The following is a 26,197-nucleotide window of genomic DNA, read 5'->3' as shown; positions in this document are numbered from 1 at the left end:
ACCCTCAGAAGGCGGTGCGAAAACCGACATAAAAGCGCCGGCCGAGGAGGTCATAGGTCATCGTGTCGGTGTTCGCATCGGTGAAGGACTGGATATAGGGCGCCTTGCGATCGAAGACGTTGTCGACGCCGACCTGGAAACGCGTTTTCTCATCGATCTCGAAGGCCAACTGTGCGTTGTGATAGAAGACGTTCGGCGTGCTGTAACCGATGTCGCCGGGCGCCGCGTTGAAGTCGGTCGCCTTGCCGATCCACTGGGCGGACCAGGTCGCGCTGATTCCGTCCTTCTCGGCCGTCAGCACGCCATAGCCGCGCCACTTCGGATAGCCGCCGTTGCCACCGCCGATGAAGCCATCGAAGTCGATCGGTGCGCCGCCGGGGAAAGGCAGGACGACATATTTGTTGAGGTAAGTGACGTTGACGTCGAGCGAGATGTTTACGCTGCCAATGCCGCCTGCATAGACTAGCCCGAGGTCGAGCCCGTTCATTTCCTCGCGCCCCGTATTGATCGGTTGCGCGCCGAGGAAGGTCACTTCGCCGGTGAGCGGGCTGCGCGTGAAATCGTCACAAAAGGGATGCGAGAGATTGGCGCTCGCATAGCAGACGGCCAATTTGGTCGAACCTGGGATGGCGCGGATCGCATCCTTGATCTTGATGTCGAACCAGTCGGCGGTGAGCGACAGGCCGGGCATCAGCCCCTTCGGCGAGATCACCGTCCCGACGGTCCAGGTCGTCGAGCTTTCGGGTTTCAGATTTTCATTTCCGCCAACGGTAGTGAGGATCGTCGTGCCGAGTTGGACATAGTTGGCGGGTACGCCCGACGCCTGGCAATTGGCGATCAGCGTCGCATTGCCGCTCGTCGCATAGCGCGAGCAAGGATCGGTCGTGGTGAGATTGCCTTCGGATACGCCACCGAACAATTCGGGGACGTTGGGAATACGAAAGCCTGTGCCATAGGTGCCGCGCAGACGGAAGCTGTCGCTGATCATCCAGTCGAGGCTCGCCTTGTAGTTCCAGTCGCTGCCGAACAGGTCGTAATTCGAATAGCGCACCGCGCCATCGAGCGTCAGTGCTTCAAAAAAGGGCTTGTCTGCAAGGATCGGCACCGACAGTTCGAGATAGGCTTCCTTCGCTGTGCTGGTTCCGGAGATCGGATCCTGCTGATTAGTGTTTGCGATACCAAGCACGGTCAGCGGATCGGGATCGCGCCAACCCTTTTCCTTGCGATAGACGACGCCAGCGGCAAAGGAGACCGGCCCTGCGGGAAGGTTGAACAGGCTGCCGTTGAGGTCGGCCGTGACCGTCGCCAGCTCGTTGCCGCCGCGGTCGCGCGAAGTGAAGAGGATATAGTCGAGCACCTCGGGCGTCAGGTCGCCGAAGCCCAGATAATCGGCGCACGGGATCGACGCGCCCGCCGCGAGGCTGCATTTCGTCGTGTCGAGCGTATTCGCGACGCGCTCCAGATTGGCGATGTTGGTCGAACCATCGACCGCGGTGTTGCGGCCGAACGCGCCCGCCACTTCCCACGCCCAGTCGTTGGACAGCTTGCCGCGGAGCCCGAAGGTCCCCTGCCAGGTGTCGGTTTCCTGGAAGAATTGCCGCGGACCGGGTTCGGCGAGGCGGCGCTGGATGAGGACAATATTCTGCCCCGTCGGGTTGGTCGGGTTGCTCGCCGCGATCGAGAGATTGCGCAGCGTACCCGGCGTCGCGATCTGGTTCGACTTGCGGTAGGTGTAGAGGAATTCGCCGAACGCCTCGATATTGTCGGTGAGGTCATAATCCGCGAAAAAGGCGGTGCTCACCCGCTCCACCGGGCTCACCGCGTTGAGGAACGGGTTCGAATTGAAGTTGTGTTTTGCGGCACTGTAGGGTTCGAAGAAGTCGCCGTCGCCGCCGAGAACCTGGTTGAAGTTGATCTGCTGCCCGTTCGGAAGCACCGCGCGGCCGCCGATCGTCGACGCGCTGTTGACGCACGACAGCTGGCCCGGCGTCGTTTCGGCCAGCGAGCAGGGCGCGCGCGACGCCATATTGACAGCCTTGGTCTTCTGATAGGTGACCGCCGCCATGAAACCGCCGCGGTCGTTGCGGATGCCCCAGAGAAGATCGGCGGTGAAGTCCGACCCGTCCCCCTTTTCGGTGATTCCCTGACGCACGCTGAGACCGAGGCCCTCATAGTCGGTGCGCGTCACGAGGTTGACCACGCCCGCCATCGCATCGGCGCCATAAATCGCCGATGCGCCATCCTTCAGAACGTCAGTGCGCGCGAGCGCGGCGACCGGGATCATGTTGAGGTCGGGCGATGAGTTGGCACCGGTGCCGCCCGCGACAAGGCGGCGGCCATTGAGAAGCACCAGCGTACGCTTGATACCAAGGCCGCGAAGGTTGACCTGCGCGGTGCCGTAACCGTTGTTCGCCCAATAGGCCGAGGTCTGGTTGCCCGCGAAGCCGGCATTCGCCGGCAGACGCTGGAGCACGGTCTCGATGTTGACGACACCGGTATTTTCGATCTGCTCCGCCGAGACCACCGTTGCGGGGCCGACGCCTGCCAGATCCTGGCGGCGAATGCGCGAGCCCGTCACGACGATGTCCGATCCGTTCGGCGCATCTTCGGCGGCGGGCGACTGTGCCGCGACATCGCTCTGGGCGAACGCCGGAGTTGCAAAGGTGGCGACCGCCGCGGCGCTGGCGAGCAAAACTGTCCTGGTCATCATAGCGAAAACCCCCTGATGGTTAGCTGATTCCCCTCAGAGAGCATTAAATGTATATACAGGTCAACATGAATTTATTGAAATATATCAATTAGTTATACGAGAAATTCTGAGTGCAGGACACATATTAGATACGCACGCCGAGCCCCTATCCCTCATCAATTTTGAAATTTTTTTGCTGGCCCGAGCCGTTTGGCGCAAGGAGCCGACTGCGCGCTCCCCCGGCTTGCTCATGAAATGACAGGATAAGCGGGTCGGCGCAACTTGTGCGACCTGCGTGAGACCGCTCAGTGAGCAAGGATCTGTTCGATAAAAGTCCGTGCTCGTTCGCTTTTCGGCGCGGCGAAAATATCGGCCGGTCTTGCGGCTTCGATGATCTGCCCCTGGTCCATGAAAAGAATGCAATCGGCCGCCTCGCGGGCAAATCCCATCTCGTGCGTCACGCACACCATCGTCCGCCCTTCGCCGGCAAGGGCCATCATCACATCGAGCACTTCCTTGATCATCTCGGGATCGATCGCCGATGTCGGCTCGTCGAAAAGGAGAATCCGGGGCTCCATCGCCAGCGCGCGCGCTATCGCCGCCCGCTGCTGCGGTCCGCCCGAAAGCTCTCCAGGATATTTGTTTGCCTGATCGGCGATGCGTACCTTTTCCAGATAGGACATGGCCGGCGCCTTGGCCTCCGGAAGAGTGGAGCCGCCTACAAGGACGGTTGCGATCGCACCAAATTCCTCTTTTCATAGTGGCCTTACCAATATTGTTGATATTGGCAAGGGTGATGCTAATGATCGCGTCCCGACCATTTGGAACTCTGTCATGAAAATAACTGCCGCCCGCGTCATCGTCACCTGCCCCGGGCGAAACTTCGTCACGCTCAAAATCGAAACCGACCAAGGCGTCCACGGCATCGGCGATGCGACGCTGAACGGGCGCGAGCTGTCGGTCGTGTCCTATCTCCAGGATCATGTCGCGCCGTGCCTGATCGGCATGGATCCGCGCCGGATCGAGGATATCTGGCAATATCTCTATCGCGGCGCCTATTGGCGGCGCGGCCCGGTGACGATGCGCGCGATTGCCGCGGTCGACGTGGCGCTGTGGGATATCAAGGCCAAGGTGGCGGGGATGCCGCTCTATCAGTTGCTCGGCGGGCGCAGCCGCGATGGCGTGATGGTTTATGGTCATGCCAATGGCGCGGACATCGCGGAAACCGTCGACGCGGTCGGCCAATATATCGACCTCGGCTACAAGGCGATCCGCGCCCAGACCGGGATTCCGGGGATCAAGGACGCTTATGGTGTCGGGCGCGGCAAGCTCTATTACGAACCCGCCGACGCGGCGCTGCCCAGCATAACCGGCTGGGACACGCGGAAAGCGCTCAACCATGTCCCCAAGCTGTTCGAGACGCTGCGCGCCACCTATGGCTTTGACCATCATCTGCTGCACGACGGCCATCACCGCTATACGCCGCAGGAAGCCGCCAATCTCGGCAAGATGCTCGAGCCCTACCAGCTGTTCTGGCTGGAGGACGTCACCCCGGCGGAGAATCAGGAGGCGTTCAAGCTGGTCCGCCAGCACACGGTGACCCCGCTGGCGGTGGGCGAAATCTTCAACTCGATCTGGGACGCCAAGGAGCTGATCGAGAACCAGCTGATCGACTATATCCGCACGACCATCGTCGGCGCGGGCGGGGTCACCCATCTGCGGCGGATCGCCGACCTCGCGAGCCTCTATCAGATCCGCACCGGTTGCCACGGCGCGACCGACCTGTCACCGGTGACGATGGGCACCGCGCTGCATTTCGACACCTGGGTCCCCAATTTCGGTATTCAGGAATATATGCGGCACAGCGCGGAGACCGACGCGGTCTTCCCGCACGATTATCATTTTGCGGACGGCTTCCTCTATTGCGGCGAGACGCCGGGCCACGGCGTCGACATCGACGAGGAACTGGCCGCGCGATACCCCTACAAGCCCGCCTATCTTCCCGTTGCCCGTCTTGAAGACGGGACGATGTGGAATTGGTGAGCGATATGGCGATCACGCGCAGGAGCCTGCTCAAGGGGTCGGCCGTCGCGGCGGCCGCCCTGCCCGTGTCCGCCATGGCGGCCGCTGCTGCGGCGCCGCCGGTCGAGCGGCTTCCGATCTGGCCGGGCCCGCCGCCCGGCGGCGCGGGGCTGCGCGTACGCGACGAGGTGGTCAAGCGATCGCCCGGCGGCCCCGCCGACGATATCGCCTGGCCGCATGTCGCGACGCCGATGCTGAACGTCGTGCGCGCCGCCACGCCCAACGGCGGGGCGATCCTCTATGTGCCCGGAGGCGGCTATGCCCGCGTCGCGGTGGGGCGCGAGGGATCGGGGATCGCCCGCGCTTTCGCCGCGCGCGGATATATGGTGTTCGAGCTTCTCTATCGCTTGCCCCATGACGGCTGGGCTGCGGGTCCCGATGCACCGCTGCAGGATGCGCAGCGCGCGATGCGATTGATCCGCGCCAGCGCCGGGACCTGGGGCATCGACCCCGCCCGGATCGCGGCGATCGGCTTCTCAGCCGGCGGCCACCTCACCGCACGGCTGGCCAGCCGGTCGGCGCTGCGCACCTATGATCCGGTCGACGCCGCCGATGCGCACTCGGCGCGTCCGGCGGTGGCGGGGCTGTTCTTCCCGGTCATCACCATGGCGGAGCCCGCCGCGCACGCGCATTCGAAGCGCGAGTTGCTGGGGACGGATGCCCGCCCCGAACGCGTCGCGCGCTTTTCCGCCGAACGCCATCTGCCCCCCGACATGCCGCCGACCTTCGTCGCCCACGCCGCGAACGACAAGGTCGTGAGCCCCGCCAACAGCCTGACGATGTTCGCCGCGCTCCAGGCCGCGCGAATCCCGTCCGAGCTGCATATCTTCGAGACCGGCGGCCACGGCCTGCCGCTCCGCGAGAAGGGAGAGGAGCATCCCTGGCCGGCGCTGTTCGAGCGCTTCGCCGGCCGCCACGGGCTGTAACGCGCGCTTCATGAGTCGGCGCGGCGACCGCGCGACCGGAGTTGCGGCAATCTTCCGGCCTTACCATTCATCGGAGCAAACGCAATCATTGGTCCGGCCAATTTTCGAGGGTGATTGACGCCAAGCCATCTATCCGTCAATCAGATGCGACATTCATCAGGCATCACAACATGGCACCCAATCAAAAGCTTTATCAGCGCATCGCCGATTCAATCGCTGCCGAAATCGCCAGCGGCGCCTATGAACCCGGGGCCCGGCTGCCCGCCGAACGCGACCTCGCCGAACAGTTCGAGGTGAGCCGGCCGACGATCCGCGAAGCGATGATCGCACTCGAAATCCGTGGTCTGGTTGGTGCGAAAAAAGGGTCTGGCATCTATGTCAGCACCACCCCACCCGAGACGGCGCTGATCGCTCCGGAACTGGATGTCGGCGCCTTCGAACTGATCGAAGCGCGCATCTTGTTCGAGAGCGAGGCGGCGGCGCTCGCCGCGGCCGCGATCGACGAGCCGCAGCTTGCCGAGCTTCGCGCGCTCCTCGGGGAGATGAAGCAGGAGCGCGACACCGATGCGGCGTTCGACGCCGACAAGCGCTTTCACATCGCGATCGCGGCGGCCACCGGCAACAGCCTGATCATATCGGTGATCGAGATGCTGTGGGCGGTGCGAGAACAATCGCCGCTCTGCGTCCATATGTTCGCCCGGGCCCGGCGCAAAGGCGTCACCCCGCGAGCCAACGAGCATGAACTGATCGTCGACGCGCTCGCGCAGCATGACCCGCAGCGCGCGCGCGATGCGATGCGGGCGCATTTGCGCCGGGTAACCGACGACCTGCTCGACGCCACCAAGCTCGAGCTGATGGAAAAGGCCGAGGCGGATTTTGCCGAGCAGCTTCGCCGCGTCTCCGCGCGCAAGGCGGTTTAGTCCCGCGCCGAGCCGGCGCGGGACGCCGATCCCTCAGTTCGCGATCGTTTCCGGGGGCGCCTGATAGGACCGGGCGAGTCCGCCGAAATCGATCACGAACGAGTCCAACACCACCCCGGGATCGAGGGCATAGACGCGGAGGCGGTGCTCGCCCGCGCTGGCAATCGTCCAGTCGGTGACCGAGGTCATCGCATTGCGTTCGACCCCATCGCCCCAGTCGCGCTTGTCGGCATCGACGACCGTGATCGGGCCGCCATCGATCGAGACGCCGTAACGCAGCTTGTTTTCCGCGCTGAGCGCGAAGCTGGGGAGCAGCGTTGCACGCAGTTTCGCAGCGCCGCGGCTGGTCGTGCGGAAGCGGTATTCGACATAGGGTGTCCTTGCCGGATCAGCCGCGCTCGGCAATTCGAGGCTGGTCGCGATCGCATGGCCCGAACGGCCCAGATCGGGCATGCGCTGCCAGCCCGGCTGGGCGACGGCATAGCGGCCGGCGTTGAAGGCGATGATGCGATTGTCTTCGACCAGCATCCCTTTTGGCGCAGCGACATTGCGCGCCTCGACCGCGATGCTGCGGCTCGCGCCTGCAGCGGAGACCGTGACCGTGCCGGCGGCACTCGCACCCGCCTTCAGCTTGCTCCAGTCGATCGAGACCCACAGCCGCTGATCGCCGCCCGGCTTCGCCTCGCGCTCGATCTCGATCCACGGCGCGGATCCCGCAGCACGGATGTCGAGCGCACCGCTACCGGTATTGAACGCGTCGATGAAATAGCGGCGGTCGGTCGCGCGCTCGAACAGCGGCAGCCGCTCGTTCGACACACTCTGGTTGCGCCAGCGTTCGACCCGCAGCGCGGTGTCGGCAGCTTCGAATGTTCGCGCCGGCTGCTGCGTCCATGCGTCAATCGCGCCTTCGACGGCAACGCCGAGTCCGGGCTGGGTCAGCGGTGTAACCCGGCCGACCGGCGGCATGTTGAACACCGACTGGTAGCGGGGCTCATCATGCATGAACTGCGCCCATTTTCCGTCGCCCGTCGCGTTATAGACGGCGGTCGCCTTCTTGATCCCGCGATAGGCCTCGGCGGCGGCATCGGCATAGAGATTGGCGCTCGCGCGGCCCTGATGCGCATAGAGGAAACTGCGGTCGGCGCTCAGCATCTTGGCGTTCATCAGCGCGCTCCCGCGCACCGGGTAAAGTATCAGATGATAGAAGCCCTCCCGCTTTTCGGCGGGCAGTTTCGCGCTGATCGCCTCGGCGCGCTGGTCGAGCGCCCGGAACTCGGCCGCACGGATGCCCGCTTCGTCGCCATAGGCGACGGGCGAGAACTCGGTCGGGCGCGGTGCGGTTTCGGCGGTGTTCCAGCCCATATGCTCGGGCTTGCGCGCGAAATTGAGCCGGTAATAGTCTCCCAGCAAGGCCGCGATGGCGTCGGCCTGTTCGGGGCCGAACGTCGTCTCGGCCCACCCTCTCAGCCACCCGCGCTGCCCCAGTTTCGACGTGCCTTCGAAATCATAGGCGAGGTCCATGAAGTAGTTCAGACCTTTTTCACCCGGCTTGAGGTCCCCGACATTGAGCACCCACAGCCGACGCGCGTTGGTCGCGAACGCCTTGCCCATTTCCTCGCCGATCAGCGCGGGCGGCGTGCTGTCGAGCCACAGATAGTCGTTCGGCACGCCCCAATAGGAGATGTGATAATAGACACCCGCACCGCCCGACCGCTTCTGCTCGGCTTTGGTCGAGAGTTGGCGGATATAACCATAATTGTCGTCGACCCAGCCCAGCGTCACATCGTCAGGCACCGTCATGCCCTTGCGATAGATATCGAGCACCTCCTTGTAGGGCACGAAGACCTGCGGAACGGCGGCCGGATCCTTGCCGACTTCCTTGAGCAGCTCGCGCTGATCGGTGACCACCTGCTCGAGCAGCCGCACGCCGTCGCTGCCGCGGTTCATTTCCGCCGGGCTGTCATGGATGCCTCGCATGCCTACGGTGTAGACATTCTCATACTGATGATTGGCGCGCACCCGATCGCGCCAATATTGCACGATATTGAGCCGGTTCTTCGCATAGTTGAACTCGCCGCGCTGTTCGAAATTCCACTCGGCGACATTGTTCCGCAGCATCGGCTCGGCATGGCTCGCGCCCATCACGATCGCATAGCGGTCCGCCATTTCGGCATTGCCCTGCACCTGATTGAACGCCGAGGTGACCTTGTGCATCGCGGGCCAGAGGAAGTTGGCACGCAGGCGCAGCAACAGCTCGAAGATACGCGCGTGCGTCGCGGGACCGATATCGCCGCTCGGGTCGTTCGCGGTTGCCCAGGGCCGCAGCGACCAATCCTCGTCGTTCAGGAAGATTCCGCGATAGCGGACCGAGGGCGACCCCTGGACGATCGTTCCGGCATCGAGCATCAGCGTCGCGCGGCGGTCGGGCGCGACCTCCGCCCACCATATCCATGGCGATACGCCGATCTGTTCCGACAGGCGGAAGATGCCATAGGCGGTGCCGCGCCGGTCGGCGCCGGCGACGACCAGCGCGCGCGCAACGCCCGGCGACGGCTTGTCGACGACCGCGATCGTATAAGCCTCGCTCTGCCCTTTGACAGCATCCACGGTCAGCCGCCCTTCGGCAATCAGCCGGTCGATCAGCGGCGACCCGCCGATTGTCCCGGCGAGGATCGCGAGCCGCCCTTCGGGCGCCGCCTGCGACACGTCGGGACGCACGCCGGAGACGCGCTCGACATCGCCTGCAAAGGCGCGCGCGGCGATTTCGACGACCGGCGCATCGCCCGCGCTAACGAAGATCGTCGGCGCGACGCCGGCTTCGACAAGCGGAAAGGCCGCAGAGGCGGCGACGGTGCGCTGCTGTGCCAGCGCCTGGACCGGAGTCAGGCCGGGAATGGCGGCTGCAACGCTGAGTGCAGCCATTATGCGAACGAGTGCCAAACTTCTCTCCTGGGTCTTCTTATGCGCCGGACGGCGATGTTATTTGACGGATTTGAGATATGGGCCGTTCCTGCCCCAGCCGAGTTCGGTGGCCGCGAGCGTCCAGGTCTTGCCGCGATCGGGATTGCCCTGGAAGAACAGCAGGGTGCGCGCGCCGTCCCGGAACACGGCGGGGTGTCCCGATTCCGAATCGTTCCAGCTTCCCGGCGGACCGTCGGTGAGCAGCGGCTTGTCGGAAACGCGCCTCCAATTCACCCCGTCGCTACTCACCGCGACGCCGATCTGCTGCGGCTCGTTGTTGTAACCGCCGGCATAGAACATGTAGAGCTTGCCATTGCGGCGGATGATGCTCGCCCCTTCCACGCAATTGCGCTCCCAGGCGAGTTCGGGCTCCAATGCGGGGCCGTCCTTGCTCAAATTGGTCCAATCGCTCTTGCCATAGGCGGAATCGAGCGGCGCCGAGGCGACGCCGATCTTTTGCACTTTCATCTCCGGATCGCGCGTCGCGTAATAGAGCAGCAGCTTGTCGCCATGGACGAACGGCTCCGCGTCGATCGCGCGGCCCGCGCTCCATGGCGCCTCGGCCGGGTCGGGACGGAACACGGGATTGCCCGGATCGCGTTCGAAGTTGACCCCGTCGGTCGACCAGGCGTGGTTGATCGCGTCGCGGCGGCCGTTGCCATAGGTCTGGTAGAACAGATGGACCTTGCCCCGGATCACGATCGCGCCGGGCGCGGCGATGCCGTTCTTTTCCACCTGCTGGACCGGCAGCACCTCGCCAACCTTGCGCCAGCTCTTGAGATCGGAGCTTTCGGCGATCCCGATCGCCCATCCGGTCGGGAAACCGTCGCCACCCTGGCGGTTATCCTTCGCGGGCGGGATCGAATAATACATAAGATAGCGGCCCTCGAACCGGATGACCGACGGATCCTTGGCATAGGGCTGCCCGATTCGGCTGGTGTCCGAATAGCGCGTGAACAGCTTCACTTCGGGCGCAGCCGCGGGAGCCGCGCGTTCGGCGCGCGCCATCGGGGGGCACGCCGCCGCCGCGACCGCCATGGCCAGTACCGAACCCATCGCTAGCCCCTTGGTCCGTCGAGTGGCCATGCAATCCTCCTTGTTTCTGTCAGGTATCTATAATAGAATTTATCTTACCAATCTTAAGTGAGCCGATGCAATACCCTTTTCGCTGCGCATCGAAACCGGGGAGACACACATGAATTTCCACACGCCAGTACCGATCTTGCGAGGCTCTCTCCGCCTGCGCGCACTCTTGATCTGGCTTGCGCTTTCAACCGCCCCTTTGCCCGCTCTGGCGCAGGCCCCGGGGGCTTTGCCTCCCGAAGTGCCGCCCGGCGCGCCCGAGACACCCTATGTCGATCCGGCCAAGGCCTATCTCTTCGCGCACATGACCAAGGAACATTATGGCGTCCTCTATTATTCGGTCAGTCTCGACGGGCTGAACTGGCGCCGCCTCAACGGCGGCAGCCCGGTCTCGGAGGAATATCATGGCCATGCCTCGATCACCCGTATGTCCGACGGGCGCTACATCCTGGTCGGCAACAAGAGCGACAGCGATCCGTTCGTCCGCTTCTGGGTTTCGTCCGACCTGATCCACTGGCGCCCGCACGGCACCTATAAGCCCGACCTTTCGCAGGTGCGGGGCCTCTCCAATCCGCTCCAGCGGCTCGGCGCGCCAAAACTATTCTATGACAAGGCCTCGGCGAAATATCTGCTGACCTGGCATACGCCCAATGTCCCCCACACCCCCGCCGATCCGGAACGCTATTGGGCCAGCCAGCGCACCCTCTATGTCCTGTCGAGCGATCTCAAGACGTTCGACGGTCCGCCCAAGCTGCTGTTCGATTGGGATATCGCGACGATCGACACGGTCATCGTGCCGGGCGACGACGGACGGGGCTATTGCGCGCTGGTCAAGGACGAGCGTTATCCGTCGTACAACTGGCCGACGGGAAAGACCGTGCGGATAAGCTGCGCCGCCACGCTTCTCGGCCCCTATCCGATGCCGGGCGCGCCGATCAGCCCGAATTTTCGCGAGGCTCCGACGATCGTCCGCGCACCGAACAATCGCGATTGGCTGCTCTATTACGAGCAATATGCCGGAGTAAGCTACGGCCTGTCCAAAGCGCCCCGGCTGGAAGGTCCCTGGGTTCAGGTCCAGGGCAATAGCGGCGTGCCGCGCTGGAACCGCTTCGAGATGCCCGCCGGCACCCGGCACGGCTCGATGATCGAGCTCGACCGCGGGCAATATGACGCAATCGTCGCGGCCTTTCCCGACAAGGCGGGTGTCGTACCATGAGGTTGGCGCCGATGCCCCCGCCTGCGCAGCCTGAATCCAAAGGATGGCGACTCCCGGGGCAATCGGCGATGGATGTGCAGGAAAGGCCGGAACTAGGCCGCAATCTGACCTACGGCCTGCTGGAATTCCTGGGCAAGGCCATCGTCACCGGCCAGTTCGACGATGCCCCTTTCCCGATCGAAGCGGAACTCGTCCGGCGATACGGGATCAGCCTGACGGTGACGCGTGAGGCCGTCAAAATGCTGTGCGCCAAAGGCCTGCTCACGTCGCGGCCGCGCCAGGGAACCCAAGTTCTTCCAACGTCCTGCTGGCATCTCTTCGATCCCGACGTGCTGCGCTGGCTGGTCGAACGCAAGCTCGAAATCGACCTTTTGCGCCAGTTCAACCAGTTGCGCGCCGCGATCGAGCCCGAGGGTGCGGCGCTGGCAGCCCGCTGCGCGTCCGCCGGGGATTTGGCGGCGATTGCGGAGGGGCTGGCGAGGATCGAGGCTGCGAAAGCTGGATGGGACGATCCCGTCGCGGCGGGCATCGCCTTCCATGTTTCCATCCTCTACGCGACGCAAAACCCCTTTTATGCGCAGTTTCGTGACGTTGTCGGCTCCGCGCTGCAAACCTCCATCCGGTTCGGCGCCGGTTTCCATGGCAAAGCGATGAAAATTGCCGACTATCATGCGGTGTATGACGCGATCCGCGCCGCCGATTCCGATGGCGCGCGCGGGGCGATGCGACGGCTGATCGGTCGGGTCCTCGACTGCATTGACCGCGCCATAAGCCACGGACATGAGCGATACGGACCGCCGGCATCGCAAGCGAAGGGAGATTGAATGACACGGTTTTTGAAAGCTCTGACCGCGCCGGCGATGGCGCTGCTCCTCGTCGGGGCGGGCGCGCCGGATGGGGCATGGACTCCGGCCTGGACCGCGAGCATGTGGCAATCGGCCAATCCGCGGCAGGAGGTCGCAGTCGACAATGCAACGATCAGCTTCGCAGTACGCGTCGGGGCAGACGGCAAGGCCATTCGGATCCGCCTTTCGAACGAATATGGCGCCGCCTTCCGGATCGGAGCGGCGAGTGTCCGGCTGCGCGACGGCCAGACCGTTCCGGTCACCTTCGGAGGGAAATCCGCGACCGAGGTCTCGGCGAATGCGAGCATCGTCAGCGACCCCGTCCGGCTGACCGTCAAGTCTTTCGACGTCGTCGACGTGTCACTTTATCTGCCGGGATCCGTGCGGTTCAACACGGTCCATGCCGCGGGCGGTGCGAAGACGCAGATCTCCGCGCAGGGCGACCATAGCCGCGCGCCCTTCGTCGCGGCGCGCCGGACGGACAACCGGCCGCTGCTCGCCAGCGTGGACGTGCTGGGCGATGCGGCGCGTCCGGTGGTCGTCGCCTTTGGCGATTCGATCACCGACAATCCGGGCTGCGCGATCGACGCGACCCCGATCTGCCGCTGGAGCGACGTCCTCGGCCGCCGACTGGCCAAGGCCGGCAAGCCGCATGTCGTGGTGACGCAGGCGATCTCGGGCAACCGGGTGATCAGCCGGGGGACCGGCCCGAGCGCGGTCGAGCGGTTCGACCGCGACGTTCTGGCCCTGCCGGGCGTCACCCATGTCGTGCTGCTCGAAGGGATCAACGACATCGGCGGATCGGGGCGCGCGCGGCCCGACGGGACCGCCGCGCCGACTATCACCGACGCCGAACTGATGGCGGGATATCGCGATCTCGTGTCGCGCGCGCATCAGCGCGGGATCAAGGTCATCGCCATGACGATCCTGCCGTTTGAAGGTGCGGGCTATCACAGCGAAGCTGGCGAGGCGATGCGGACGCGGATCAACGCGTGGATCCGGTCGTCGGGGACATTCGATGCGGTGGTCGACATGGAGAGGGTGGTCGCCGACCCCGCCAATCCGCGGCGGCTGGCTCCGGCGCTCCATCGCGGCGATTTTCTCCACCCCAATGGTGAGGGCGAATTCGCGATGGGCGAAGCCATCCCGCTGAACCTTTTCGACTAAGCTCTTCTCCGATCGAAAATAATGGCGCCGCACGAGGTTTCGTGCGGCGCCATTCATGGTTTCGTTTGGCGTCGGCCGGATCAGATGCGGAAGCGTACACCCAGACGATAGACCGTCTCGCGATAGCCGACCTGGAAGTCGTAGCTCTCGCCGCGGGCGTTGAAGACGCGCGACGTCCGTACCGGCGTGCCCAGCACGTTCGATGCGCTGAAATTGATGCTCATGAAGTCGGTCGGGTTGATCGAGGCCGAAAGATCGAGGATCCCGCGCCCTTTTTCGGTGGTCGGCAAGGTCAGCTGTGTGCCGCCGAGCCGCGCCACTTCCGGGTCGTTGGTGATGCCATATTCATAGAATTTCGAGCGGTAGTTGTACGACGCCCGGAGCGAGAGCTTCTTCGTTTCGTAGAAGATCTGGGCATTGGCCAGATGCGACGAAGTGTTGGCGATCGGCTGAAGACCCGGCAGGGTCGCGGCCGAGCTTTGCGCGAGCTCGGTCTTGTGATCGAGATAGGTGTAGTTGGCCAGAACGCCGAAATTCTGCATCCATTCCGGCAGCGAAGCGATCTTCAGGAAGCTCCGGAAACCGACCTCGACGCCCTGTATATAGCCCTTCTGCCCGTTCTCCGGCCGCGTGAGCGCGATTTCTCCGGGCGCGATGTCGGGGTCGGTGATGATCGTCGTCGTGTTGTTGATGAACCCCTTCACATCGCGGCGGAAGATTTGCACCGTCGCCGATCCCGACCGCGAGAAATAATATTCCAGCGACGCATCATAGTTGGTCGATTTGATCGGCTGCAGGTCGGGGTTCCCGCTGCTGGCGCAAGTGGGTGCCGCCGCACAGCCGCCGGCGACCGTTACGACGGGATTGAACTGACTGAAGCCGGGGCGCGACGATGTCTTCGTGAAAGCGAAGCGCGCCTGCAGATTGGGCGTCAAACGGACGCGCGCGCTGACATTGGGCAGATAATCTTCGTAGCTGCTCTTGCCCGTGGTCGGGTTTTCGGCGGTCCTGATGTCGTTTTCCGTGCGGACCGCCCGAACGCCGATCTGGCCGTCAACTCGCACCGTGCCGATTTCGAATTCGTAATGCGTCTGCGCATAAGCGGCATAGGTCCGCTCGTTCGCCCAATATTGCGGCACCCGCTCCGGCGTGCCGGCCGGCTCGCCCGCCAGCGTGCGAAAGAAATCACGATAGTCGTAGATGCTGTCCCGTACCGGCGCGATCCAGGTGCGCGGGTGATCGGTGGGGTCGCCCTTGAACGCGGGCGACACATTGTAGAAGTCGATCGGCAGCGCCGTGAACTGCAAATCGGCGAGTCCCCCGTCGGCGGTGGGAAACGTCCCCCTGCTTTGCGGCACATTATAGGATTCGGAGCGGGCATCGCGGTCGGTATAACGCACGCCCACTTGAAGCCTGTCGAAGATCGACACCTCGATCGGAATATCGGCATCGAGTCGGCCCTGCCAACCCCGGCCAGCGGCCTGCGACCCGCCTTCATTATAATTCAGAATGCGCCAGTTCGCCGGATCGGCCAGATTGACGCCAAGGATCTGCGCCGACCCGCCGCCGCCGGGCTCCGCAAAGTTGAACGTTCGGGTCGGAACCGCGTTCAGGCGCGAATTGAGCTGGAAGTTCGCGGTCGTGAAGGTCGAATCGGTATATCCGACGTCGCCGGTAATCCGTGCGCCGCCCGTCTTCCAGATGAAGCCGCCGCCGCCGTGATAGGTATCGGTGTCCGATCCCTGCGCCGACGCATAGCTGGTGACCGGATTGCCGCCCGTTGCCGTCATCTGACAAATCAGCAACGTGCTGCCGGGGCAATAGGTAACGTCGGAGATCGTCGCGCCCGACCCCGCCTGAACGCGCACCGCCCGCGCGCCGCCTTCGCTGTGGAAACCCTGATACAGGAAGTCGCCGTAGAATTCGAGATCCGGGTTCGGCCGCCATTGCAGGACGGTGCTGACCGAAGAACGGACACGATCGGAAGCCACCGTGTCGAAATTAATATCGGCCGGGTAGCGCCCGCGCGCGAAGGTGCTCGTCGCGCCGCGCTCCTGGATCGCGAGCGATGTCTGGCGCAGCGAATCTCCGGCTTTGTTCTGGGCATAGGAACCGCCTACGAGGAGACCGATTTCGCCGATGCCGGTTTCCCAGCGGTTGCTCAGCAACAGATTGGCGTCGAACCCCAGCTGTTGCGACTGTCGCCAGTGAACGCCGGCGACACCACCGGCGATACGCATCCCTCTGAAGTTGAACGGCTTTTGCGCCTTGAGGTCGATCTCGCCCGCGATCCCGGCTTCGGGAAGATTGGCCGCGCTCGTCTTGTAGACGTCGATCCGGCCGATCGTGCCCGACGGAAAATCCTGTAGCTGAACGTAACGGCCCTGCGCGGTGAACACCTCCCGGCCGTTATATGTGGTGGTGAGATCGGGTAGCCCGCGCACGCGAACCGCCGATGCCTCGCCGTTGGAGCGTTCGACCGATACACCCGTGATCCGCGCCGCCGTCTCGGCGACGGTCTGATCGGGAAGCTTGCCGATATCCTCGGCCAAGACCGAGTCGACGATCTGATCCGATTCCTGCTTAACCGCCTGGGCGCTCTCGAGACTCTGACGAAAACCCGTCACGACGATCGCTTCCGCCGCGCCCTCAGCCTCCTGCGTCTCTTGCGCACCCGCCACTCCCGGCACGGCCATGAGCGCGAACGCCGAAGCCCCGATCAAGAGATTGATATTGCCCGAAGCCATTTTTCCCTCCCAAACATAATTTTCTAGATGACATATCTGAATTATCAGACAATGATTGGTATGACAATACATTCAAACTGGCCCGACCGAATTTTGACGGGCCGCCTGTTAACCTCCCAGAGGGTCAGGCGAGCCATCAGCACCAAAATTCGCCAACTGAGGCCTGAATTTGTCAGGCCAATTAGCTGGAAAGCGCGCCTTAACGATCTACTTTTAGAGGGATAGCGACGATGAAGGAGAGAGGAATGCGGAACTGTCTGGCCATTTGCATGGCGCTCGGCATGGCGGCGCCTGCATCGGCCCAGCAGGCGCTCGGCGCGAATTTCAACGAGCATTATGAGGATATCGACTATCGCGATCTGGACAAGGCGGACGCCCACTGGGTTCGGCTGTTCCTGACCATGCCCGAGCTCGAATCAACCGCCGCGGCGGACCATGGCGCGGTCAAGACGATCCTCGAGACGAGCCGCCGCGGCTATAAGACGATCCTGTCGCTGAAGTTTCCGCGCAACCGGCGCGACTTTCCCGCACCCGGAAGCGCGGAAATGGCGCGCGAGACGGCTTGGCTCGACGCCGTCCTGCCGCAAGTGATGGGCAAGATCGATATCCTCGTCATCGGGAACGAACCCTATATCGAGAGCCGGCGCGCCGATCGCGATCTCGACCTCAATGCCTATTATGAGGCGATGGCGAAGCGCGCGATCGCGTTCCGCAAAACCCGATGCGGCGCGAACTGCCAGACCGCGCTTTACATGGGTGCGCTCAATCGCCTCGATCTTGCCGAGAATCGCACCCCGTCGGCTGAGCGGTGGATGGAGTTCGTACGAAGCACCCCCGAAATTGCCGGGGTCGATATCCACGCGCACCTGCCCGAGATGGAAGGGACGCGGAAATTCGTCGATTACATCATCCCCCGAATGCGGCCCGACCAGAAGTTTCTGGCGCTCGAATTCTCGATCGTGCGTTGGTGGGAACAGCATATGAAGGCGGCCGTTCCGGCTTCCTACGCCGCCGCCTACGACCTTTCCGCCGACACACGAAATTGGCAGGTCATTCGCACCGCGCTCGAATCGCCCTTCCCCAAGGCGCAATGGGATGCGTTTCTCGCAAGCAGCCCATGGTTCGAAAGCCGCAAGCACTATCTACGCCACCAGATGAAAATCTTCCGCGATACGGGCCGCCTGGCCGTGGCGACCTATGGATTCAAGCAAGGCAGTTCGATGGGACGCAATTTCGGCCCGAAGACCACGCCGTGGCTGCTCAACAGCGTCGTCGCCGCGCGCACGGTACGTCCCAATCCCGACGGGAGCGCCGCGTTCAACTATGCCTGGATCGACGATTTCCGCGCTCTTCAGGAACCGGAGCCAGCACCGCCGCCTTCATGGCCGGGGAAAGCGTCGCCCTAGCGCGACGATCCTTGATACTTCGAATGCTCACACAACGACGTGATCGCCAACGCCGGCGTTCTGATAGCAGCCGCGGGCGCCTGGGTCTCCAGCCGGGCTAGCCCGATATCATCGTCGGCAGCATCATTGCGGCGCTGTTCTTCCGTTTGGCGATCAAAGTTCTGCGCGAGGCTTGGCCGCAATTTCGCTCGGTACATCCGCAAGCTGTCGAACTCGACGAAAGTCATGCTTGACCCTGTAGTTGCTACAGGGTGCATAAAGGGACGAATCAGAAGTTCAGGGGGTTCATGGCCGCCATCGATCCAAACTATGCCGATGAGCTGACCAGTGCTGAATTACGGCGTTACCGCGCCGTGCGAGCGGGGCGGCGAGGTGCAAGCGGCCTAGACCGCGCTCGAGCGCATCCATGTCGCCGCCCAGCCTTTACCTGCTCCGCACGTCGTCGCGCATTGGCAGATGCCGATCGCGCCCGATCTGAAAGCGCTGATTTCGCAGCGCGACAAACCGGCAGCGCGCTGATAGAGGAAAGATCATGAGCGGGGCGATACTGCGATTCCTGATGGTCGTGAGCGTGCTGATTTGCAGCATGCATATTGCTGAGCCCGCATCAGCCCATGCTGCAGGCGATGAGAATGCGGTTCATCTGGTTGGTGATCACAGTCATGAGGACAGCGGCGAGCAGGGATCGAAAGTTGCCCATGGCGGCCACCATCATTGCCCCGTCGCCCCCGACTTGCGGCAGACAGGGGGTGCCCAAGGAGCCGTCGCGGTGCGCGATCCCCTTTTCGCGGCACTCGCATCGCGGCTGACCTCGCGCACTCCACCGCCGCTTCTCGACCCGCCACTCGCCTGAACCACCGACGCTTGCCGCGTGGGCGCTTTTGCGTCCGCTCGCTACGTGACTGGTTCAGGAGACTTTTTCCATGACATTCCGAATGCGCGCCGCCCTGTTGGCCGGGGCCGCGCTGTCGATGGCACAGCCCGCCGGGGCTGAACCATTGACGCTCAAACAGGCCGTCGATCGTGCAACAGCGTCCTCGCCCGACCTGCAGGCAAGCGACGCCGGCATCGACGCTGCTCGCGCCGAACAGACGCAGGCGCGCGTGCGTCCCAATCCCACCCTGTCGGTGGAGGCAGAGAATTTCGCCGGCACAGGCTTCTACGGCCCCTTCGGCCAGTCCGAGGTGACCGTCACCTATTCGCAGCCTATCGAACGCGGCGGCAAGCGAGATGCCCGGATCGCCCATGCCGGGCGCGGGATCGAACTTGCCGAGGCGCAAGCGCGGGTCACCCGTCTCGACTTGGCCGAGCGGGTGCAGCGCGCCTTCATCGACGTCCAGATCGCCGAGCAGCTGGTGTGGATCGCCGAGGATCGGCTGAAACTCGAACGCGAGATGCAGAAGGAGGCGGTGCGCCGGGTTCGCGGTTACAAAGACCCGCTCTTCGTCGAGACACGCGCCGATGCTCGGATTATCGAGGCCGAACTCGCGGTCAAGGAAGCCAAGACGAAACGCGAGTCATCGAGAACGCTTCTCGCGTCCTTCTGGGGCGGCAGAGTGGCCGACCTGGTCATCGAGGAAGGAATTGAAAAGCCGCCGGTTGACGAACCCGCGCTCGCGGAGGCGGATGCGGCGGTCTATGACGCCGCGGTCGAACGCGCGAAGGCGCAGGTTGTCGTCGAGCAAACGCGGGGCGTTCAGGACTATACGGTTTCCGGTGGCGCGCGCTTCCTCCGGGAGACCAACGATGTTGCGGTGGTCGCGGGCGTCTCGATCCCGCTTGGACGCTTCGACCGCAATCTCGGCAGTATCGAGCGCGCAAAGGCCGAGCGGCGGCAGATCGAATATCAGTCCGAGGCCAATCGGCTCGAACGACTGCGTCGCCTTGCATCGCTGCGTGCCGATGCCGAGGCGGCGCGCGCCCGCGCAGAAGGCATCATGCAGGACGTGTATCCAAAAGCGGTGAAGGCGCTGTCGCAGGTCCGTGAAGGCTATAATCGTGGTGGCTTTCGTTTCAGCGACGTACAGGATGCCGCCGACGTCATCATCACCATTCAGGGCCAATGGGCCGAGGCGATGACGCGCTATCGCGACGCTCAATCCGAAATCGACCGCCTGACTGGCCGCTTCGATGCGGCACCCTCTGCGGAGACACTCAAATGAAGAAGAATTTTCCCGTTCGTGCGGCCGTGGCTGCGCTGATTATGTCCATTCCCCTCGTCGCATGCCTCGGCGGCGCCGAAGAAGCACATGAGGAAGGAGACGGCGACGATCATGCTGACGAAGAAGCCGCAGAGGGGCCCAATGGCGGCCGCCTTCTCAAGGACGGAGATTTTGCCGTCGAAGTGGCTATCTTCGAAAATGGCGAGGAGCCGCGTTTCCGCGTCTATCCGACGCGCGACGGCAAGCCGGTCGATCCGAAATCGGTGAAGCTCGCGATCACCCTCACGCGCCTCGGCGGCGAGGTGAACCGCATCGTATTCGTTCCACAGGGCAAGTTTCTCGCGAGCCAGAGCGTGATCGAAGAGCCGCACAGCTTCGACGTCGAAGTGGTCGCCGCCGAAGGCACCAGACGGCATGTCTGGAAATATGCGAGCCCCGAAGGCCGCACCCGCATCAACGGCGAGGCGGCACGCGCGGGCGGCATCGAAACCGCAGTCGCGGGTCCGGCGAGCATCGGCGAGACGCGCGAGCTGTTCGGCACCGTCGAGCTCGACCCGTCGGCGCGCTCCGAAATCCGCGGCCAGTTCCCCGGTCGCGTCGTCAGCGTGACCAAGAAGGTCGGCGATTATGTTACGCGCGGCCAGCTTCTCGCACGCATCGAGTCGAGCGAGAGTCTGCAGGTCTATCCGGTCTATGCGAGCGTCAGCGGGGTCGTCGCCGAGCGCAACGCCAACCCCGGCGACGTCACCGGCGACCGCGCGCTCTATGTGCTGACCAACCCCAGCGCGACGACGGTCGTCTTCAACATCTTCCCCAAGGATCTGGGCGTCGTTCGCCCCGGCATGAAGGTCGACGTCCAGACGCAGGACGGCAAGGCCGTCGCACAGGCGGTGCTCGGCGACTATCTGCCCGAGGGAAACAAGGAAGCCGGAACGGCGCTCGTCCGGGCGTCGGTGCCGAACCGTAGCGGCGCGCTGCGCCCCGGCATGGCGCTGCGCGGGCGGTTGACGGTCAACGCCATTACCGTTCCGCTCGCGGTGCGCACCGAGGCAATCCAGCCCTTCCGCAACTTCAAGGTCGTCTTCGCCAATTACGGTGAGGATTATGAGGTCCGGATGCTCGAGCTCGGCCGCTCTTCGAGCGAATGGACCGAAGTCCTCTCGGGACTCAAACCCGGCACGCCCTATGTCACCAAGGGCAGCTTCCTCATTCGCTCCGACATCGAAAAGTCGGGCGCGAGCCACGACCATTGATCGGGAGGAGCTGAATCATGCTGGCCCGTATCATAGGCTTTTCCATTCGACAGCGCTGGTTCGTGCTCGCGGCGGTCGCGCTTCTGTGCGCCGTTGGGGTGTGGAGTGCGCTTCGCCTGCCGATCGATGCCGTTCCCGACATCACCAATGTGCAGGTCCAGATCAGTACGCAGGCCGAGGGCTATTCGCCGCTCGAATCCGAACAGCGCGTCACCTATCCGATCGAAACCGCCGTCGCCGGCATGCCCGGCTTGTCCTACTCGCGCTCGATCTCGCGTTACGGCCTCAGCCAGGTGACGGTGGTGTTCGAGGACGGCACCGACATCTATTTCGCGCGCCAGCAGGTCGCCGAACGCATTCAATCGGTGAAATCGCAGCTGCCGCCCGGACTGGAGCCGCAGATGGGGCCGATCTCGACCGGCCTAGGCGAAATCTTCATGTTCGCGATCGAGCCCAAGCCGGGCGCGAAAAAGCATGACGGCACCGAATGGACCGCGGAGGACCTCCGTACCCTGTCCGACTGGGTCGTCCGGCCGCAAATGCGCACCATCCCCGGCGTGGCCGAGGTCAACACGATCGGCGGCTATGAGCGCCAATATCATGTGACCCCGAACCCAACTTATCTCGCCTCGTTAGGGCTGTCGCTGAACGATATCGTCGAGGCCCTGGAGAAGAACAACGCCAGTCGGGGTGCCGGCTATGTCGAGCGCGGCGGCGAGCAGATACTGATCCGTGTTCCGGGCCAAGCCGCGAACGAGGAGGATCTGTCACAGATCGTCATCGCGACCCGCGGGGGCGTACCGATCCGCATCGGCGACGTCGCCGACGTCGTCATCGGGTCCGAATTGCGCACGGGAGCCGCGACCGAAAGCGGCAAGGAGATCGTGCTCGGCACCATCTTCATGCGCACGGGCGAGAATCCGCGTATCGTCGCGCAGGCGGCCGCCGAGAAGCTCAAGCAGGCGACGGCATCGCTGCCCGCCGGCATATCGGCGCATCCGCTCTACGATCGCACCGTGCTCGTCGATCGGACGATCGTGACGGTCGAGAAGAACCTTGCCGAGGGCGCGTTGCTCGTCGTCGCGATCCTGTTCCTGTTGCTCGGCAATTTCCGCGCGGCGCTGATCACGGCGGCCGTCATTCCTGTTGCGATGTTGATGACGCTGACGGGCATGCTCCAGACGCGCACCTCGGCAAACCTGATGAGCCTCGGCGCCCTCGATTTCGGCCTGATCGTCGACGGCGCGGTGATCATCGTCGAGAATTGCCTGCGCAGGCTTGGCGAACAACAGCATCGTCTCGGCCGCCTGCTTGATCGCGACGAGCGCTTCGGCCTCGTCGCGTCAGCCAGCGCCGAGGTGATCAAGCCGAGCATCTTTGGCATCATCATCATCACCGCCGTCTATCTGCCGATCTTCGCGCTCGAGGGGATCGAAGGAAAGACCTTCCATCCGATGGCGATCACGGTGGTGCTCGCGCTCACCGCCGCGCTCATTCTCTCGCTCACGCTCGTTCCCGCAGCGGTCGCGCTGTTCGTGACGGGCAAGGTCGATGAAAAGGAGAATTGGCTGATGCGGCGGCTCGGCAGCGGCTATCGCCCGCTGCTCGACCGCGCTCTGGCGTGGCCGAAGGCGGCGGTTGCGATCGCCGTGCTGCTCGTCGCCATCGCCGGCGTCGGGGCGACAAGGCTCGGCAGCGAGTTCATCCCCGATCTCGACGAAGGCGACATCACGATGCACGCGATGCGCATTCCGGGGACCAGCCTGACCCAGGCGGTCGACATGCAATTGCAGATCGAGAAACGGCTGCAACGCTTCCCCGAAGTAGAGCGCGTCTTCTCGAAATTGGGAACGGCGGAGATCGCTAACGATCCGATGCCGCCTTCGGTCGCCGACACCTATATCATGCTCAAGGACCGCAAGGACTGGCCCGATCCGAGGAAGCCGACGAACGAGCTGGTCGAACAGTTCAGCAAGGCTGCGAACGAGCTTCCCGGCAATAATTACGAGTTCACCCAGCCGGTGAAGATGCGGATGAACGAACTGATCGCCGGTGTGCGTGCCGATGTCGCGATCAAATTGTTCGGCGACGATCTCGATCAGCTCATCAAATCGGGCGGCGCGATCGAAGACGTCGTGGGGTCGATCCCCGGCGCCGAGGATGTGAAGATGGAACAGGTCACCGGCCTGCCCATGCTATCGGTCACGCCCCGGCGCGAGATGCTGGCACGGTACGGTGTCAGCATGTCCGACGTGCAGGATGCAGTCGCGACCGCGACCGGCAGGCGGCAGGCGGGCGAACTGTTCGACGGCGACCGGCGTTTCGCGGTGGTCGTCCGGCTGCCCGAGGCACTTCGCACCGACCTGACCGCGCTCGGCAATCTGCCCGTCGCGCTTCCGGGAGGCGGCTCGGTGCCGCTCGCCGAGGTGGCCGACATATCGCTCGCGGCAGGGCCGAACCAGATCAGCCGCGAGAATGGCAAGCGCCGCGCGGTCATCACCGCCAACGTGAGAAACCGCGACCTCGGCTCCTTCATCGATCAGCTGCGGGCAAAGGTCGATGCCGATGTCGAACTGCCCGACGGCTATTATGTCGAATATGGCGGGACGTTCGAGCAGCTCCAGTCGGCGGCGACGCGGCTTCAGATCGTGGTGCCGCTGGTGCTGTTCCTGATCTTCGGGCTGCTCTTCACCCTCTTCGGCAGCGTTAAGGACGCGGCGATCGTCTTCTCGGGCGTGCCACTGGCGCTGACCGGCGGGGTCGCCGCGCTGGCGCTGAGGGGCATCCCGATGTCGATCTCGGCCGGTGTCGGCTTCATCGCGCTATCGGGGGTCGCCGTGCTCAACGGCGTGGTGATGCTTTCCTTCATCCGCGACCTGCGCGAACGCGGCCAGCCGCTGATGGCGGCGATCGGCGAAGGAGCCCTGACGCGGCTCAGACCGGTTATGATGACTGCGCTAGTTGCATCGCTCGGTTTCGTGCCGATGGCGCTCAACGTCGGCACTGGGTCGGAGGTGCAACGCCCGCTCGCGTCGGTCGTTATCGGAGGGATCGTCTCGTCGACCATCCTCACCCTGCTCGTCCTGCCGGCGCTCTATGCGCTGGTGCATCGGCGCGAGGAAGCCGCGGACAAGCCGCCAGCGCGGCAAAGCGAAGGCGGGATGGCTCCGGCCGTAGCCTGACACGAAAGGACGAACGATGGGTGCCGGTCACGACAACGATCAGGGCCACGATCACAGGCATGGCGGCAGCGGACAGGATCACACCGCGGGGACCAACGCCCTCAGCCTGACGATCGCATTGGCGCCGGCCGGCACCCTCCTGATTGCCGAACTGGTGGAGGCGTGACTATGCAACAGCCTCGCCCTCCTCTCCGATGCCGCGCACATGTTCACCGACGTAGGGGCTCGCGATCGCCCTCGCGGCGATCCGCATCGGCCGCGCAAAGTGTAGGCCGACTTGCTCGGCGTCATCGGTGCTGCGGTGCTGATCTATTTCACAGGGTGGAGCTGGGTCGATCCGTTCCTCGTGAAAATAGCCCAGATGCGCGATCGGACCGCCAACGAATGTCAGACCGAGTTTCGGCCGCGAACACCTCACCGACGCTACCAGCCCGCGGCTCCGGTCTTTCGTTCCTGGGAACATCCGTGCTGTCAGCTAGACATGGGCCCGCCCGACTCAATCAGCCGACTTCGAGACTGTCCGCTCCTAGGCGCGAAGGGCAAGAAGCTGACATTGAGCCGCGCCGCATTTCTTCAGCATGCATTACGTAGGCTCAGCCTGGGGTCAGGGCCCATCCAGCCAGACCCATAGGCTGTTTGCGGGCCCGCCATTCACAGATTGCAGCAAGCCCGACGCGAATATGCCGGAATCTATCAGGCCGGCATTTCCCCGCAAGCCGATCCATCTGGCGCCTTCTCGCGCCGCCGCATATCGGTCGGCGTCATACCGAATCGACGCGCGAAGGCGCGCGTGAAGCTGGCGTTGCTTTGATAGCCGCAGCGATAGCCGATGCTGGAAATCGGAAGATCGCTCAGCGACAGCAAGGTGCGCGCGTGCGACAGCCGCCGTTCGCTCACCGCCTCGGCGACGGTGCATTTATACATTTCGCGAAAGCCCTGCGTCAGCTTGGCCTTGCCGAGCCCTGACCGCCGCGCGACCTCGGCCACGGTCAACGGCTGCTGCCAGCCTTCGCTGACCAGTTGGTGCGCGGCCGCGACGCGCTTGGCGTCAAGTTCGCTGAGCGTCGTATTGCCATGATACTCGACCATCCGATGCTCTTCCAGCGCGCCGAACAGCCGGCAGAGCAGTTCGAGGCTGCGCGCGACGCGGAGCATGCCCGCCACTTCGCTTTCCCCCTCGACCGCGACGAGCGCGCGGCCAAGCTCGCGCAGATCGGCGGCAAGATACCAGCTCCCCTTCACGCTTGGCAGCAGACCGAACATGCGAAGGCACGCGGATCGGCCGATCGCGAACAGCAGGATATGGTCGCCCGCTTCGCTATCGATATCCTCGCTCGCCAATATGCTGACCGCCGGTTCGCCGATATCGCCGAAGCCGATGACGATCGGCTCGGGCGGCAACCACGCCGGATCGACGGGCCCGTGCCCGACGAAGCTGGCGAATTCCGCCGATATGGTGATGGCGCGCTTGCTTGTCATCGAACCTGCCAGCCTCTCCCGAACAGCGTGGGTCAGGCTCCCTTAGAGTCCGGCAGGAAACGCGTCCAGTTCGGTCGGC

Annotated in this window: 18 protein-coding genes and 1 pseudogene; 12 read left to right on the top strand and 7 right to left on the bottom strand. The window is 63.9% G+C overall.

Annotated elements, in window-relative coordinates:
* Positions 1–4: 4 nt before the first annotated feature.
* Together VFG17_RS21055 and VFG17_RS21050 are read right to left on the bottom strand one after the other, a co-directional pair.
* Positions 5–2,710, bottom strand: coding sequence for a TonB-dependent receptor domain-containing protein (locus VFG17_RS21055; protein ID WP_325031319.1), 2,706 nt, complete (start codon positions 2,708–2,710; stop codon positions 5–7).
* A 284-nt stretch (positions 2,711–2,994) separates the two neighbouring features.
* Positions 2,995–3,390: pseudogene (locus VFG17_RS21050) on the bottom strand (amino acid ABC transporter ATP-binding protein); the annotation flags it as partial.
* Positions 3,391–3,523: 133 nt separating this feature from the next.
* Between VFG17_RS21050 and manD the strand changes: the two are divergent.
* From manD to VFG17_RS21035, 3 genes are all read left to right on the top strand, one after another.
* Entirely contained in the window at positions 3,524–4,732 is a 1,209-nt protein-coding gene (gene manD, locus VFG17_RS21045) for a D-mannonate dehydratase ManD (RefSeq protein WP_325031317.1), read from the top strand.
* A 5-nt stretch (positions 4,733–4,737) separates the two neighbouring features.
* Positions 4,738–5,697, top strand: a complete 960-nt coding sequence (locus VFG17_RS21040) for an alpha/beta hydrolase (protein ID WP_325031433.1) — start codon at positions 4,738–4,740, stop codon at positions 5,695–5,697.
* Positions 5,698–5,867: 170 nt separating this feature from the next.
* A complete protein-coding gene (locus VFG17_RS21035) occupies positions 5,868–6,617 on the top strand; it encodes a FadR/GntR family transcriptional regulator (protein ID WP_325031316.1) in 750 nt (249 codons plus the stop codon).
* A 33-nt stretch (positions 6,618–6,650) separates the two neighbouring features.
* Here the strand turns inward: VFG17_RS21035 and VFG17_RS21030 are convergent, their stop codons facing one another.
* Both VFG17_RS21030 and VFG17_RS21025 read right to left on the bottom strand, forming a co-directional pair.
* Positions 6,651–9,557 carry a glycosyl hydrolase 115 family protein gene (locus tag VFG17_RS21030; protein WP_325031315.1) on the bottom strand — a complete coding sequence of 969 codons (2,907 nt, stop codon included), beginning with the start codon at positions 9,555–9,557 and terminating at the stop codon, positions 6,651–6,653.
* A 39-nt stretch (positions 9,558–9,596) separates the two neighbouring features.
* Positions 9,597–10,664, bottom strand: a complete 1,068-nt coding sequence (locus VFG17_RS21025; protein WP_325031314.1) for a family 43 glycosylhydrolase — start codon at positions 10,662–10,664, stop codon at positions 9,597–9,599.
* Positions 10,665–10,773: 109 nt separating this feature from the next.
* On the opposite strand from VFG17_RS21025, the gene VFG17_RS21020 reads away from it, so the two are divergent.
* From VFG17_RS21020 to VFG17_RS21010, 3 genes are all read left to right on the top strand, one after another.
* Complete coding sequence (locus VFG17_RS21020; protein WP_325031313.1) at positions 10,774–11,877, top strand: family 43 glycosylhydrolase; 1,104 nt, start codon at positions 10,774–10,776, stop codon at positions 11,875–11,877.
* A 68-nt stretch (positions 11,878–11,945) separates the two neighbouring features.
* Positions 11,946–12,701, top strand: coding sequence for a FadR/GntR family transcriptional regulator (locus VFG17_RS21015; protein WP_325031312.1), 756 nt, complete (start codon positions 11,946–11,948; stop codon positions 12,699–12,701).
* Positions 12,702–13,889 carry an SGNH/GDSL hydrolase family protein gene (locus VFG17_RS21010; RefSeq protein ID WP_325031311.1) on the top strand — a complete coding sequence of 396 codons (1,188 nt, stop codon included), beginning with the start codon at positions 12,702–12,704 and terminating at the stop codon, positions 13,887–13,889.
* A gap of 80 nt (positions 13,890–13,969) precedes the next feature.
* Here VFG17_RS21010 and VFG17_RS21005 read toward each other — a convergent pair whose 3' ends face one another.
* On the bottom strand, positions 13,970–16,636 hold the full coding sequence (locus VFG17_RS21005; protein WP_325031310.1) for a TonB-dependent receptor: 2,667 nt from the start codon (positions 16,634–16,636) through the stop codon (positions 13,970–13,972).
* A gap of 245 nt (positions 16,637–16,881) precedes the next feature.
* On the opposite strand from VFG17_RS21005, the gene VFG17_RS21000 reads away from it, so the two are divergent.
* Positions 16,882–18,042: a hypothetical protein gene (locus VFG17_RS21000; protein ID WP_325031309.1), complete on the top strand. Its 1,161-nt coding sequence runs from the start codon at positions 16,882–16,884 to the stop codon at positions 18,040–18,042.
* Here VFG17_RS21000 and VFG17_RS20995 read toward each other — a convergent pair.
* Positions 18,039–18,269: a hypothetical protein gene (locus tag VFG17_RS20995; RefSeq protein WP_325031308.1), complete on the bottom strand. Its 231-nt coding sequence runs from the start codon at positions 18,267–18,269 to the stop codon at positions 18,039–18,041. The genes VFG17_RS21000 and VFG17_RS20995 overlap by 4 nt on opposite strands.
* Positions 18,270–18,574: 305 nt before the next feature.
* Here VFG17_RS20995 and VFG17_RS20990 point away from each other — a divergent pair, with 305 nt between their 5' ends.
* The 5 genes from VFG17_RS20990 to VFG17_RS20970 all read left to right on the top strand — a co-directional run bounded on the left by VFG17_RS20990 (position 18,575) and on the right by VFG17_RS20970 (position 24,805).
* Positions 18,575–18,895, top strand: a complete 321-nt coding sequence (locus tag VFG17_RS20990) for a hypothetical protein (protein ID WP_325031307.1) — start codon at positions 18,575–18,577, stop codon at positions 18,893–18,895.
* An 82-nt stretch (positions 18,896–18,977) separates the two neighbouring features.
* A complete protein-coding gene (locus VFG17_RS20985; protein WP_325031306.1) occupies positions 18,978–20,204 on the top strand; it encodes a TolC family protein in 1,227 nt (408 codons plus the stop codon).
* The gene (locus VFG17_RS20980; protein ID WP_325031305.1) at positions 20,201–21,457 is read left to right on the top strand and encodes an efflux RND transporter periplasmic adaptor subunit; all 1,257 of its coding nucleotides are present in this window, start codon (positions 20,201–20,203) and stop codon (positions 21,455–21,457) included. Before VFG17_RS20985 ends, VFG17_RS20980 begins: the two co-directional genes overlap by 4 nt.
* Positions 21,458–21,474: 17 nt before the next feature.
* Complete coding sequence (locus VFG17_RS20975; RefSeq protein ID WP_325031304.1) at positions 21,475–24,639, top strand: CusA/CzcA family heavy metal efflux RND transporter; 3,165 nt, start codon at positions 21,475–21,477, stop codon at positions 24,637–24,639.
* A 16-nt stretch (positions 24,640–24,655) separates the two neighbouring features.
* Entirely contained in the window at positions 24,656–24,805 is a 150-nt protein-coding gene (locus VFG17_RS20970; RefSeq protein WP_325031303.1) for a hypothetical protein, read from the top strand.
* 527 nt (positions 24,806–25,332) lie between these two features.
* On the opposite strand, the gene VFG17_RS20965 is transcribed toward VFG17_RS20970, so the two are convergent.
* Positions 25,333–26,118 carry an AraC family transcriptional regulator gene (locus VFG17_RS20965; protein ID WP_325031302.1) on the bottom strand — a complete coding sequence of 262 codons (786 nt, stop codon included), beginning with the start codon at positions 26,116–26,118 and terminating at the stop codon, positions 25,333–25,335.
* Positions 26,119–26,197 lie beyond the last annotated feature (79 nt).

Origin of the sequence: Sphingopyxis sp., from assembly GCF_035686825.1 — a bacterium.
Lineage (GTDB): Bacteria > Pseudomonadota > Alphaproteobacteria > Sphingomonadales > Sphingomonadaceae > Sphingopyxis.
The sequence above is the reverse complement of the archived record's forward strand: the minus strand, read 5'-3'. Positions and strand labels throughout refer to the sequence as shown.